This window comes from Variovorax sp. DAIF25 (genome assembly GCF_050711835.1).
GTDB lineage: Bacteria > Pseudomonadota > Gammaproteobacteria > Burkholderiales > Burkholderiaceae_C > Variovorax.
On the sequence record NZ_CP136636.1, the window covers coordinates 5,023,469 to 5,035,342 of the forward strand.

Below are 11,874 nucleotides of genomic sequence, written 5' to 3' on the forward strand. Positions count from 1 at the left end.
GGGGTCTTGTGGACGGGAGGGGAAAGGGATTCAGACGCCCAGCAGCTCGTTGAGCACGGGCATCTTGGCTTCGAGTTCCGCGGCGCCGAACTTCTCGACGATGCGGCCGTGCTCCATCACGTAGAAGCGATCGGCCAGCGGCGCCGCGAAGCGGAAGTTCTGCTCCACCATCACGATGGTGTAGCCCTTGGAACGCAGCGTGGTGATCATGCGAGCGAGTGCCTGCACGATCACCGGCGCCAGGCCTTCGGAGATCTCGTCGAGCAGCAGCAGCTTGGCGCCCGTGCGCAGGATGCGGGCGACCGCGAGCATCTGCTGCTCGCCGCCCGACAGCCGCGTGCCCTGGCTGTGGCGACGCTCCGCCAGGTTCGGAAACATCGCGTAGATCTCGTCGACCGACATGCCCTGCCCCGCGCCTTTCAGCTCCGGCGGCAGCATCAGGTTCTCCTCGCACGACAGGCTCGCGAAGATGCCACGCTCCTCGGGGCAGTAGCCGATGCCCAGGTGCGCGATGCGGTGCGTGGGCATCGCGATCGTCTCCCGGCCATTGACCTCGATGCTGCCCTTGCGCGCGCCGGTCAGGCCCATGATCGCGCGCAGCGTGGTCGTGCGGCCCGCGCCATTGCGGCCCAGCAACGTCACGACCTCGCCGGGCTGCACGACCATGTCGACGCCATGCAGCACATGCGATTCGCCGTACCAGGCCTGCAGGCCCTTGATCTCGAGTGCGGCGGTCATCAGTGGGCTCCCTGCAGTTGGCCGTCGGTAGTGCCCATGTAGGCCTCCATGACCTGCGGGTTCTTCGAGACCTCGGCGTAGGGGCCCTCGGCCAGCACGGCGCCACGCTGCAGCACGGTGATGGTGTCGGCGATGGTCGAGACCACGCTCATGTTGTGCTCGACCATCAGGATGGTGCGGCCCGCCGACACGCGCTTGATCAGCTCGGCCACGCGATGCACGTCCTCATGACCCATGCCCTGCGTGGGTTCGTCCAGCAGCATCAGCTCGGGCTCCATCGCGAGCGTGGTCGCGATCTCGAGCGCGCGCTTGCGGCCATAGGGCAGGTTCACGGTCTGCTCTTCGGCGAGTTCTTCGAGGCCCACCTCGGCGAGCAGCTCGCGGGCCCGGGCGTTGAGCGGCTCGAGCGACTTCTCGCTCTTCCAGAAGTGGTATGAGGTGCCCAGCCTGCGCTGCAGCCCCAGGCGCACGTTCTCCAGCAGCGTGAGGTGCGGGAACACGGCCGAGATCTGGAACGAGCGGATGATGCCGCGCCGCGCGATCTGCGCGGGGCGCTCGCCCGTGATGTCCTGGCCGTTGAACAGGATCGTGCCGCTGGTGGGCTCGAGGAACTTCGTGAGCAGGTTGAAGCAGGTCGTCTTGCCTGCGCCGTTGGGGCCGATGAGCGCGTGGATCGAGCCGCGCACGACCGAGAGATTGACCTTGCTGACCGCGGTGAAACCCTTGAATTCCTTGGTGAGCTGGCGTGTTTCGAGAATGACGTCGCTCATCTCGCGAAGCCGCCCGGGTAGTGACCGAAAAAGTCTGTCATGCGTTTGTTCTCACAGCGCCACCATCGAGCGCGGACCGATTGTTGGGGGGCGCCTCTCGCTTGCATACTGGGGCAAATGCCTATGCTGCAGTGCAACCTTCTCGAACGGTGACGCATGTCCGGCATGCATGCCATCGGCACACTGTCGCCGCAACGACAAAGCATGTGCACCGCAGCATGCCGCGCGCACGCGACCGCTGCTTTTTCGCGCGCACTTCCGAACTACATCGCGGCTGCATCGCCCGCGGTCCATCGGCGGCAGGCAGGTGGCTTCGGCCCGCGCACGCCGACCTTCGCGATTCGCACAAGTCTTGTGCGGCGGCGCATCTACACCGGCACGCCCGCGCTTCGTACGCTTCGGTCTTCTTCAGTCACACAGAGAAGTCCATGCAGCATCCCAGCATCCGCACGCTCACCGGCGCGCAACCGACCACCCGCCTCGATCCCGCCACCACGGCGCTGATCGCGATCGATTTCCAGAACGAGTACTTCGACGGCCGCATGCCGATCCCCGATGGCCTGCCGGCATTGCGCCAGGCCCGGCGGCTGATCGAGGCGGCGGACCGGCATGCGATGCCGGTGTTCCATGTGCAGCACCTCGCGCCCGCGGACAGCCCGATCTTCGCGCAGGGCAGCGCGGCCTTCCACATCCATTCCGAACTGCGCCCCGACGCGCGACACGCGGTGCTGACGAAGGCGACGCCGAGCGCCTTCGCGGGCACCTCGCTCGATGCCGAGCTGCAGGCACGCGGCATCCGCACCTTGATCCTCACCGGCCTGATGACGCACATGTGCGTGTCGGCCACCGCCTTCGATGCCGCGCCGCGCGGCTACCAGAACCTGATCGCGGGCGATGCCTGCGCGACGCGCGACCTCGACCTGGAGGACGGCGGCGTGCTCGCCCATCGCGAACTGCATCGCGCGGCGCTGCGCGGCGTGTCGGACGTGGTGGCCGAGGTGCGCTCGACCGATGAGTTGCTGCGGCTGCTCGATCAGCCGGCGCTGTAACGCGCCGCCGCGAAATCGACGAAGGCGCGCACCTTGGGCGACAGGTGGCGGTTCTGCGGATAGAGCGCGTAGAGGTTCAACGCCGGCTGGCTGAAGTCCGGCAGCACGCGGACCAGCTCGCCGCGCGCGAGGTGGTCGCGCAGCAGGAAGGCCGGCGAGAGCGCGAGCCCGGTGCCGGCCAGCGCGGCCGTGCGCAGCACGATGCCGCTGTTGGCCTGCAGCCGGCCACCGACCTCGACCGTGTGCACGCTGCCGTCGCGCGCGGTGAAGCTCGGCTGCCCGGCCTTGCCCGCGAGCGAGTAGTTGAGGCACTCGTGCGCCGCGAGGTCGGCGGGCACGACCGGCGTGCCGCGCCGCCGCAGGTAGTCGGGCGAGGCCACCCACCACTCCTCGAAGCTGGCGAGCCGCTTGACGACCAGCGTCGAGTCCGACAGCGCATAGGCCAGCCGCAGGCCCACGTCGAAGCCCTCCTCGATCAGGTCGACGAAGCGGTCGTTGCACACCAGGTCGACCTTGAGCTGCGGATGCGCTTCGAGGAAAGCCGGCAGCCATTGCGCGAGCGCCTCCAGGCCGAAGGACATCGGCGCATTGATGCGCAGCAGGCCCGTGGGCTCGACCTGGTGCCGTGCGACGGCCAGCGCCGCGGCCTCGAGCTGGTTGAGGATCTGGCGGCTGTGCTGGTAGTAGGTCTGGCCGGCCTCGGTGAGTGCGAAGCGGCGCGTGGTGCGATTGAGCAGCTGCACGCCGAGCGCGGCCTCCAGCTGCTTGACCTGGCGCGAGACGACGGTGTGCGAGACGTCCATGGCCTCGGCCGCGGCCGTGAAGCCGCCGGCCTCGACCACGGCGCGAAATGCCTTCAAGGCGGCGAACTGATCCATGCGCGCGACTGTATGCGAACGAAACCCCCGGGCCTCTTGCGAAACCCGGGGGTCGATGCGAGATCTGGCGAGCGCGGACTCAGTGCGCGCCGGCCGCCGCGTCGCTGCCCGCGCCGCCCGATTGCGGCCGCGCGAACCACACCAGCGGAATCAGCAGCAGGAACAGCACGGCCGACGCATAGAAGATGTCGTTCGAGGCCAGCATGAAGGACTGCTGGTCGACCAGGCGATTGATCTGGCCCATCACCTGCTCGGTGCTGAAGCCGTTGCTCGCGAGGCCCGACATCGCGCTGGTGGCCGCGATGTTGCCCTGGTTGATCGACTCCGCGAGCTGCGCGTGGTGCAGCGTCGCGCGGTTCTCCCACAGCGTGGTGGCGATCGAGGTGCCCATGGCGCCGGCCGTGATGCGCAGGAAGTTCGACAGGCCCGAGGCGGCCGGGATGCGGTCGGGCGTGAGGCCCGAGAGCGTGACCGTCACCAGCGGGATGAAGAAGAACGCCATCGCGATGCCCTGGATGAAGGTCGGGATCATGATGGTCCCGAAATCGGCCTGGGTGTTGAAGTTCGACCGCATCCACAGCACCAGCGCGAACACCAGGAACGAGAAGGTGGCGTAGCGGCGCGGGTCGACCTTGGCGATGGTCAGCCCCACCACCGGCGACAGGAAGATCGCCAGCAGCCCCACCGGCGCCATCACCATGCCGGCCTGGGTCGCGGTGTAGCCCATCCATTGCTGCAGCCACAGCGGCAGCAGCACCACGTTGCCGAAGAACAGGCCGTAGGCCACGGCGGTGGCGACCGCGCCCGACCAGAAGTTGCGGCGCTTGAACAGCGACAGGTCGACCACCGGATGCTTCTCGGTCAGCTCCCAGATCAGGAAGAAGGCGAAGCCGACGACGGCCACCACCGCGAGCGTGACGATCTGCGCCGAGTGGAACCAGTCGAGCTCCTTGCCCTTGTCGAGCATGAGCTGCAGCGCGCCGACCCAGATCACCAGCAGCGCGAGGCCGATGGCGTCGATCGGCACCTTGTGGGTCAGGCTCTCGCGCTTGCGGTACAGCACCCAGGTGATGGCCGCGGCGACGATGCCCACCGGGATGTTGATGTAGAAGATCCAGGGCCAGGAGATGTTGTCGGTGATCCAGCCGCCGAGCAGCGGCCCCATCACGGGCGCGACCAGCGTGGTCATCGACCACATGGCCATCGCGAGGCCGGCCTTGGCGCGCGGATAGCTCGACAGCAGCAGCGTCTGCGACAGCGGGATCATCGGTCCCGCGACGAAGCCCTGCAGCGCGCGGAACGCGATCAGCGTGGTCATGTTCGGCGCCAGGCCGCACAGCAGCGAGCTGATCATGAACAGGATCACGCTCGCCACGAACAGGCGGACCTGGCCGAAGCGCTGCGTCATGAAGCCGGTGAGCGGCACCGCGATGGCATTGGCCACCGCGAAGCTGGTGATGACCCAGGTGCCTTGCGTGGTGCTCACGCCAAGGTCGCCCGAGATGGCCGGCAGCGACACGTTCGCGATCGACGAGTCGAGCACGTTCATGAAGGTGGCGGCCGAAAGCGCGATCGTCCCCCACACGCGGGCGGAGCCCTCGAGCGGAGGCGGTGCGACGTAGGCGGGTGCGGCGGCGGTGGCCATGGTTCAGCGCGACAGCGGTCGGAACGAAAGCGCCGTGGCGATCAACCGGGCTGGCCTTGTGCGGGGATCTGCGCGGCCGAGGCCGGCGAGATCGCGGGCGCGGCGCGGTTGGCGGGCACCGAGGGCACGTGCACCGCCTTGGCGGTCGCGCTGTTGCCGAGGTTGGCGGCCACGATGCGGTCGACCTCGGCGTCGGCGCCACGGTCGAGCTGGCTGTAGACCTGCGTCTGCGTGAGCGCGGCGGCGCGCGGCGCGTCGGCCAGCATCTTGCCGGCCTTCTGCGTGATGTCGACCTCGACGTCCATCGACAGGCCGATGCGCAGCGGGTTGGCCTTGAGCTGCTCGGCATCGAGCGCGATGCGCACCGGCACGCGCTGCACCACCTTGATCCAGTTGCCGGTGGCGTTCTGCGCGGGCAGCAGCGCGAACGCGCTGCCGGTGCCCACGCCGAGGCCGGCGACCTTGCCCGTGTACTCGACCTTCTTGCCGTAGACGTCGGCGGTGAGCTTCACCGGCTGGTCGATGCGGATGTTGCGCAGCTGCACTTCCTTGAAGTTGGCGTCGACCCACAGCTGGTTGAGCGGCACGATCGACATCATCGGCGTGCCGGCCGCGACGCGCTGGCCGAGCTGCACGGTGCGCTTGGCGACGTAGCCGTCGACCGGCGCGGGCATGGCGACGCGCTGCGTGGCGAGATAGGCCTCGCGCACCTTGGCGGCGGCGGCCAGCACGCTCGGGTGCTCGGCCACGCTGGTGCCCTCGGTCAGCGACTGGTTGCTGGCGAGCTGCTCGCGCGCGGCGATCACGCCGGCCTGCGCCGCGGCCAGCGCGCTCTTCGCGTTGGCGAGCGTGGTCTCGGCGTGGTTGAGTTCTTCCTTCGACACCGCGCCGTTGCCCGACAGCGCGCGGCGGCGCTGCAGGTCGTCCTGGGCCTTGGCGATGTCGCTCTGCGCCTTGACGATGTCGCTCTGGCGCAGCGTGACCTGCGCGGCCAGCGAGCCGTTGTTGGCGTACAGCGTGCGGGTCTGGCGCACGGTCTGCGCGAGCGCGGCCTCGGCCTGTTCGAGCGCGACCTTGGCATCGGCCGGGTCGAGCTGCACCAGCGGCTGGCCGGCCTTCACGTAGTCGGTGTCGTCGGCGTTGATCGCCATCACGGTGCCGCCGATCTGCGGCGTGATCTGGATCACGTTGCCCTGCACGTAGGCGTTGTCGGTGTCCTCGTAGTGGCTGGCCACCAGCCATTCGTAGAGGCCCCAGCCGCCGCCGACCACGACCACCGCGGCGGTGAGCGCGGTGAGTGCGCGGCGGCGCTTGCCGTTGCCTGCTTCGGGGACCGCGGCGGAGGAAGGAGCAGCGGTGGTCTGTGTGTTGTTGTCGCTCATGATGGTCTTTCCGGATTCGAAAGAGAGATTCAGTGGGTCGCGGCCGACGGGGTCGCGGATGCCGTGGTGGTGGCGCCGGAAGCGGCGCTCGCGGTGTTCGACGGGGGCTGCCAGCCGCCGCCGAGCGCCCGCGCCAGCGCGACCTGGGTGTCGAGCGCGCGCGCGGCGAGGTCGACGGCGAGCCGGCGCTGCGCCAGCACCGAGGTCTCGGCGGTCAGCACGTTGAGGTAGTTGCCGAGGCCCGCGCGGTAGCGCTGCACGGCGATGTCGTAGGCGCCCTCGGCGGCCGTCTGCGCGGCGCGCTGTTCGGCCTGCTGGCGCGCGATCGACTGGATGCTGGTGACCTGGTCGGCGGCGTCGCGCACGGCGTCGATCACGGTGGCGTTGTAGCTTTCGACCGCGGCATCGAGGTCGGCCGACTTGCCGCGCAGGTTGGCGCGCAGCTGGCCGCCCTCGAAGATCGGCAGGTGGATCGCCGGGCCCACGCCCCATTGCTCGCTGCCCGACTTCAGCAGCTTGCCGAAGCCCAGGCTCTGGAAGCCGACGAAGGCCGTGAGGTTGACGTTGGGATAGAACAGGGTCTTGGCATTGGCCACGTCGCTGGTGGCGGCCTCGACGCGCCAGCGCGCGGCCGCGATGTCGGCGCGGCGGCCCAGCAGGTCGGCCGGGATGGAGGCCTGCAGGCCGATCGGCTTGACGCCCGCGATCAGCGGCGGCTTGAGCGCATCGCTCGCGCCGGGCTGGCCCACGAGCGCGTCGAGCGCATGCTTGGCGATCGCGACCTGCTCGTTGAGCGCCTCGATCTGCTGGCGCGCCTCGGGCAGGCCGCCTTCGCTCTGGCGCAGTTCGAGCCGGGTGTCGAGGCCGGCCGACACGCGGTCGCGCACCAGCTTCAGGGTTTCGTCGCGCTGCGCAAGCGTGCGCTGCGCCACCGCGAGCTGGTCGTTGAGGCGCGCCCATTGGAAGTAGCTGCGCGCCACGTTGCTCGCGAGCAGCACGCGGGCCGCGTCGGCATCGGCGGCGGCTGCATTGGCGGCGCCGATCGCGGCGTCGAGCGCGGTGCGGTTCTTGCCGAAGAAGTCGAGCTCCCAGCTCGCGCCGAGCTGCAGCAGGCCGACGTTCTGGATCGAGCCGCCCAGCGGCTCGGGATAGATGTAGTTGGTGTTGAACTTCTGGCGCGTGGCGTCGAAGTCGAGCCCGACCTGGGGCTTGAGCGCCGCGCCCGCGACGCCGGCGTTGGCCTGCGCGCGCGCGAGGCGGGCCTGCGCGACCTGCAGGTTGGGGTTGCCGGCCACGGCCTGGTCGACCAGGCCGTTGAGCTGCGCGTCGCCGAAGGCCAACCACCATTGGCTGTCGAGGGCGGGAGCGGCGGCCTTGTCGGCCGAGGCGATGCCCAGCGAGCCGGCATCGCGCAGCTTGGCATGGCCGCCGATGCCGGCCATGTCGGCACAGCCGGCCAGCGCGACCACCAGCAGCGCGGCGGCGACGACGGGGGTGCGGCGCAGGGCACGCACGGCGAATGAATCAGTCATTTTTTCCTCCACGGGCCGCGAGGGCCTGTGCGTTGTCGAGGATGCGGCGCAAGTAGGACTTGAGCTGCCCCCATTCATCGGCGGTGAAGTCCGCCAGCAATTCGTTCTGCACGCGGCTCAGGACGTGGGGCACTTCCTTGGCGGCCGCGCGGCCTTCGTCGGTGAGCTCGATGTTGACCACGCGCCGGTCTTCGAGCGAACGCACGCGCCGGCACAGGCCCTTGGCCTCGAGCCGGTCGAGCAGGCGCGTCATGGCGCCGGTGTCGAGCTCGCAGGCGCGCGCCAGTTCGGCCACCGTGGTGGCCGCGCCGATGTGCAGCTTGTAGAGCGGCACCCACTGCGGATAGGTCGGGCTGCCGGGCTCGCACATGCGGGTTTCCACCGACTGCGCCACCGTCGTGACGATCCGGCGCATCAGGTAGCCGATGCTTTCCTCGGTCGAATACGACTCCGCCCGGTAGAAATCGGGCGCACGACGCACCTCGTCCGGTGCAACCGGAGCGTCATCGGGAGCAGTGGCATCGTTCATGGCCCGAATATTAGCTGCCATGGCAATTATTGTCAAGGCGACCTTTGTGAAGGCAAAGGTTCTCTCGCTAGAATCGCGGCCCATGGCATCCTCCCCCTCGCCGGCCTCCACGGCCAAGGGCTCGCCCCGATCGCTGTCGGGACTGGGCCCTTTTCTTCGTCCCTACCGTGTGCAGATCACGCTGGCCGCCGTCTTCCTGGTCATGGCGGCGGTCACGACGCTGGTGTTCCCCCTGGCCCTGCGCAGCCTGATCGACGGCGGCCTGGTCAACCCCGACAAGGGCGCCCAGACCATGGCGCTGCGCGAGCACTTCGGCGCCCTGTTCGCGGTCGCGGTCGCGCTCGGGCTGTTCTCGGCGGCGCGCTTCTACACGGTGAGCTGGCTCGGCGAGCGCGTCACGGCCGACCTGCGCAACGCGGTCTACAGCCGGGTGCTGCGCCAGAGCCCGGTGTTCTTCGAGACCACCCAGACCGGCGAGGTGCTGTCGCGCCTGACGGCCGACACGACGCTGGTGCAGACGGTGGTCGGCTCCTCGCTGAGCATGGGCCTGCGCAACGCGGTGATGGGCGTGGGCGCGCTCGCGATGCTGATCTGGACCAATCCCTACGTGATGGTGCAGGTGCTCGGCCTGCTGGTCGTGGTGGTGCTGCCGAGCATGTGGTTCGGCCGCCGCGTGCGCCGGCTGTCGCGCGCCAGCCAGGACCGCGTGGCCGACTCGAGCGCGATCGCGGCCGAGGTGCTGAACGCGATCCCCGTGGTGCAGAGCTACACCGCCGAGGACCGCGAGGCCGGCCGCTTCGAGGGCTCGACCGAGAGCGCGTTCCGCACCGCCGTGCGCCGCACCAAGGCGCGCTCGGTGCTGGTCGCCTTCATCATCATCGCGACCTCGGCGGCGCTGCTGTGGGGCCTGTACCAGGGCACGCAGGCGGTGCTGCGCGGCGACATCACGGCCGGCCACCTGGGCCAGACCGTGGTCTACGTGGCGATCCTCGCGAGCGCCACCGCGGTGCTCGGCGAGGTCTACGGCGACCTGCTGCGCGCCGCCGGCGCCACCGAGCGCCTGATGGAGCTGCTGCATGCGCCCGCGGCCATCGTCTCGCCCGCCGCGCCGGTGCGCTCGCCCGTGCCCGCCGCGGGCAGCGCGATCGTGTTCGACAGGATCACCTTCCACTACCCCTCGCGACCCGGCACGCCGGCGCTGCGCGACTTCTCGCTGGCCGTGACACCGGGCGAGACGGTGGCGCTGGTCGGCTCGAGCGGCGCGGGCAAGAGCACGGTGTTCCAGCTGCTGCTGCGCTATTACGACCCGCAGTCGGGCCAGCTGCTGCTCGACGACGCGCCGCTGGCTTCGCTGGCGCTGCACGACCTGCGCACGCGCATCGGCCTGGTGCCGCAGGACGCGGTGATCTTCTCGGCCAGCGCGCTCGAGAACATCCGCTACGGCCGGCCCGAGGCCAGCGTCGAGGAGGTGCATGCCGCCGCGCGCGCCGCCTTCGCGCACGACTTCCTGCAGGCACTGCCGCAGGGTTACGACACCTTCCTCGGCGAACGCGGCGTGCGGCTGTCGGGTGGCCAGCGCCAGCGCATCGCGATCGCGCGCGCGATGCTCAAGAACCCGCCGCTGCTGCTGCTCGACGAAGCCACGAGCGCGCTCGACGCCGAGAGCGAACGCATGGTGCAGGCCGCGCTCGAGTCGGCGATGGAAGGCCGCACGACGGTGGTGATCGCGCACCGGCTGGCCACCGTGCAGAAGGCCGACCGCATCGTGGTGCTAGACCACGGCGGCATCGTCGAGCAGGGCACGCATGCGGCGCTGGTGGCGCAGGGCGGCGTCTATGCGCGGCTGGCGGCGCTGCAATTCACGAGCTGAAGCGGACCCGGGTCCCGGAAAGCAAAAAGGAGAGCCAGGGCTCTCCTTTTTTATTGCAGGGTTTCCTTGAGCCCCGCCGGGATCGGCAGCGGCATCACCGCGATCCCCTCGTCGAGCAGCGCCTCGGTCTGCTCGGGCGTGGCCTGGCCGCGGATGCCGCGCTCCTTGGTCTCGCCATAGTGCATGCGGCGGGCCTCGTCGGCGAAGCGGTCGCCGACGTCCTCGGTCTTGGCCAGCACCTCGCGCACGGCACGCATCCAGCGCGCCTCGGGCGACATCTCGGCCGGCAGGTGGGCGGGCGCCGATGCGGCCGCCGGGTTCGAGCGCTCGGCCTCGGGCGCCTTTGCGTTGCCGAGGTTCAGGCGCGGCGCGCTCAGCAGCTTGACGATCGCGGTGTCGGCGCAGACCGGGCACTCGACCAGTCCGCGCGCGAGCTGGCTCTCGAAGTCCTCATTGGACCCGAACCAGCCTTCGAAGCCGTGGCCGTGCGCGCATTGGAGATCGAGGACCTTCATGCGCGCGATTATCCCCGGGCCGAGTCGCCCTGCCAGTCGAGGGCCCATGCGCCCGAGCCCGTGTTCTGCAGCCACAGCGCGCAGGCCAGGGTCTTGGCGTCGGTGACCGAGCCGTCGCGGCACCAGCCCAGAAGCTCTTCGGGCGTGGCGGTGAACACGTCGAGGAACTCGCCGTGGTCGAGCTGGCGCTCGCCGAGCGAGAGGCCGCGCGCGAAGTAGATGTGGATGATCTCGGTCGAATAGCCCACCGCCAGGTGCATCGCGCCGGCACGCGCCCATTCGCGCGCGCGGTAGCCGGTTTCCTCGAGCAGTTCGCGCTGGCCGCAGACCAGCGGATCCTCGCCCGCGTCGAGCTTGCCCGCGGGAAACTCGATCATCACCCGGCCCACCGGATAGCGGAACTGGCGCTCGAGCACCACGCGGCCATCGTCGAGCAGCGGAATCACCACCACGGCGCCCGGATGCACGACGTACTCGCGCGTGGCGCTGTGGCCGTCGGGCAGCTTCACGGTGTCGCGGCGGACTTCGAGGAAGTTGCCCTTGGCGAGCGATTCGCGCGAGGTGAGTTCTTCACGCAGGTGCGCGTCTGCGGGGATGCTGGATGTCATGGTCCGCTCCGTGGTCGGGTGGGTGGCGCGCTCAGTGCCGGTGCTTCATCAGGTAGCGCCAGGTGAAGCCCGGGAAGGCCAGCACGATGAACAGCGCGCCGGTCACCGCATAGAACTCCCAGCCCTGCGTGGCGATCTGCCCTGCCCTGCGTTCGAACAGCAGGCCGATGCCGCCGGCCAGGAAGTACAGCACCACCAGCTCGCCGAAGCGCATGGCCAGCGTCTTGCGCACGCCGATCGCCACGGCGCCGAACAGCCGGTCGTTGAGGAACGGCAGGTTGGCCGCCAGCAGGGCCAGCAGCAACACCACCCAGACCGAAGCCGTCTGCGACACCTTGTGCGGGCCCTGGCGCGCGGC

12 protein-coding genes are annotated in these 11,874 nt (G+C 69.7%); 2 read left to right on the forward strand and 10 right to left on the reverse strand.

Features of this window, described 5'->3' with window-relative positions; genetic code table 11:
- Positions 1-30: 30 nt before the first annotated feature.
- Together R0232_RS23115 and R0232_RS23120 are read right to left on the reverse strand one after the other, a co-directional pair.
- Complete coding sequence (locus R0232_RS23115) at positions 31-738, reverse strand: ABC transporter ATP-binding protein (protein ID WP_431509544.1); 708 nt, start codon at positions 736-738, stop codon at positions 31-33.
- Positions 738-1,508 carry an ABC transporter ATP-binding protein gene (locus R0232_RS23120; protein WP_208513586.1) on the reverse strand — a complete coding sequence of 257 codons (771 nt, stop codon included), beginning with the start codon at positions 1,506-1,508 and terminating at the stop codon, positions 738-740. The genes R0232_RS23115 and R0232_RS23120 overlap by 1 nt, the downstream gene beginning before the upstream one ends.
- Before the next feature lie 428 nt (positions 1,509-1,936).
- Here R0232_RS23120 and R0232_RS23125 point away from each other — a divergent pair, with 428 nt between their 5' ends.
- Positions 1,937-2,557 carry a cysteine hydrolase family protein gene (locus tag R0232_RS23125; RefSeq protein ID WP_431509545.1) on the forward strand — a complete coding sequence of 207 codons (621 nt, stop codon included), beginning with the start codon at positions 1,937-1,939 and terminating at the stop codon, positions 2,555-2,557.
- Here R0232_RS23125 and R0232_RS23130 read toward each other — a convergent pair.
- The 5 genes from R0232_RS23130 to R0232_RS23150 form a co-directional block, all read right to left on the reverse strand.
- Positions 2,542-3,435 (reverse strand): LysR family transcriptional regulator, encoded by an 894-nt coding sequence (locus R0232_RS23130; protein WP_431509546.1) that lies wholly within the window; start codon positions 3,433-3,435, stop codon positions 2,542-2,544. The two genes, R0232_RS23125 and R0232_RS23130, sit on opposite strands and share 16 nt — an antisense overlap.
- Positions 3,436-3,514: 79 nt before the next feature.
- The gene (locus R0232_RS23135; RefSeq protein WP_093339330.1) at positions 3,515-5,080 is read right to left on the reverse strand and encodes a DHA2 family efflux MFS transporter permease subunit; all 1,566 of its coding nucleotides are present in this window, start codon (positions 5,078-5,080) and stop codon (positions 3,515-3,517) included.
- Positions 5,081-5,121: 41 nt separating this feature from the next.
- Positions 5,122-6,462, reverse strand: a complete 1,341-nt coding sequence (locus R0232_RS23140) for an efflux RND transporter periplasmic adaptor subunit (RefSeq protein ID WP_093339332.1) — start codon at positions 6,460-6,462, stop codon at positions 5,122-5,124.
- 29 nt (positions 6,463-6,491) lie between these two features.
- Positions 6,492-7,994: an efflux transporter outer membrane subunit gene (locus R0232_RS23145; protein ID WP_431509547.1), complete on the reverse strand. Its 1,503-nt coding sequence runs from the start codon at positions 7,992-7,994 to the stop codon at positions 6,492-6,494.
- Positions 7,987-8,523 (reverse strand): MarR family winged helix-turn-helix transcriptional regulator, encoded by a 537-nt coding sequence (locus tag R0232_RS23150; RefSeq protein ID WP_093339337.1) that lies wholly within the window; start codon positions 8,521-8,523, stop codon positions 7,987-7,989. Before R0232_RS23150 ends, R0232_RS23145 begins: the two co-directional genes overlap by 8 nt.
- Positions 8,524-8,605: 82 nt before the next feature.
- On the opposite strand from R0232_RS23150, the gene R0232_RS23155 reads away from it, so the two are divergent.
- Positions 8,606-10,393 carry an ABC transporter transmembrane domain-containing protein gene (locus tag R0232_RS23155; protein WP_093339340.1) on the forward strand — a complete coding sequence of 596 codons (1,788 nt, stop codon included), beginning with the start codon at positions 8,606-8,608 and terminating at the stop codon, positions 10,391-10,393.
- Between the two features lie 50 nt (positions 10,394-10,443).
- On the opposite strand, the gene R0232_RS23160 is transcribed toward R0232_RS23155, so the two are convergent.
- Genes R0232_RS23160 through R0232_RS23170 form a run of 3 tightly spaced genes read right to left on the reverse strand, consistent with a single transcriptional unit; the run spans position 10,444 to position 11,850 of the window.
- Positions 10,444-10,908 carry a DUF1178 family protein gene (locus R0232_RS23160; RefSeq protein WP_093339342.1) on the reverse strand — a complete coding sequence of 155 codons (465 nt, stop codon included), beginning with the start codon at positions 10,906-10,908 and terminating at the stop codon, positions 10,444-10,446.
- A gap of 8 nt (positions 10,909-10,916) precedes the next feature.
- The gene (locus R0232_RS23165) at positions 10,917-11,516 is read right to left on the reverse strand and encodes an NUDIX domain-containing protein (protein WP_296775859.1); all 600 of its coding nucleotides are present in this window, start codon (positions 11,514-11,516) and stop codon (positions 10,917-10,919) included.
- Positions 11,517-11,547: 31 nt separating this feature from the next.
- Positions 11,548-11,850 carry a DUF2818 family protein gene (locus R0232_RS23170; protein WP_093339347.1) on the reverse strand — a complete coding sequence of 101 codons (303 nt, stop codon included), beginning with the start codon at positions 11,848-11,850 and terminating at the stop codon, positions 11,548-11,550.
- Positions 11,851-11,874: the final 24 nt, after the last annotated feature.

Coding starts and splice junctions, on each gene's coding strand:
- R0232_RS23115 (WP_431509544.1), bottom strand. CDS start 738: ATGACCGCCGCACTCGAGATCAAGGGCCTGCAGGCCTGGTACGGCGAA.
- R0232_RS23120 (WP_208513586.1), bottom strand. CDS start 1,508: ATGAGCGACGTCATTCTCGAAACACGCCAGCTCACCAAGGAATTCAAG.
- R0232_RS23125 (WP_431509545.1), top strand. CDS start 1,937: ATGCAGCATCCCAGCATCCGCACGCTCACCGGCGCGCAACCGACCACC.
- R0232_RS23130 (WP_431509546.1), bottom strand. CDS start 3,435: ATGGATCAGTTCGCCGCCTTGAAGGCATTTCGCGCCGTGGTCGAGGCC.
- R0232_RS23135 (WP_093339330.1), bottom strand. CDS start 5,080: ATGGCCACCGCCGCCGCACCCGCCTACGTCGCACCGCCTCCGCTCGAG.
- R0232_RS23140 (WP_093339332.1), bottom strand. CDS start 6,462: ATGAGCGACAACAACACACAGACCACCGCTGCTCCTTCCTCCGCCGCG.
- R0232_RS23145 (WP_431509547.1), bottom strand. CDS start 7,994: ATGACTGATTCATTCGCCGTGCGTGCCCTGCGCCGCACCCCCGTCGTC.
- R0232_RS23150 (WP_093339337.1), bottom strand. CDS start 8,523: ATGAACGATGCCACTGCTCCCGATGACGCTCCGGTTGCACCGGACGAG.
- R0232_RS23155 (WP_093339340.1), top strand. CDS start 8,606: ATGGCATCCTCCCCCTCGCCGGCCTCCACGGCCAAGGGCTCGCCCCGA.
- R0232_RS23160 (WP_093339342.1), bottom strand. CDS start 10,908: ATGAAGGTCCTCGATCTCCAATGCGCGCACGGCCACGGCTTCGAAGGC.
- R0232_RS23165 (WP_296775859.1), bottom strand. CDS start 11,516: ATGACATCCAGCATCCCCGCAGACGCGCACCTGCGTGAAGAACTCACC.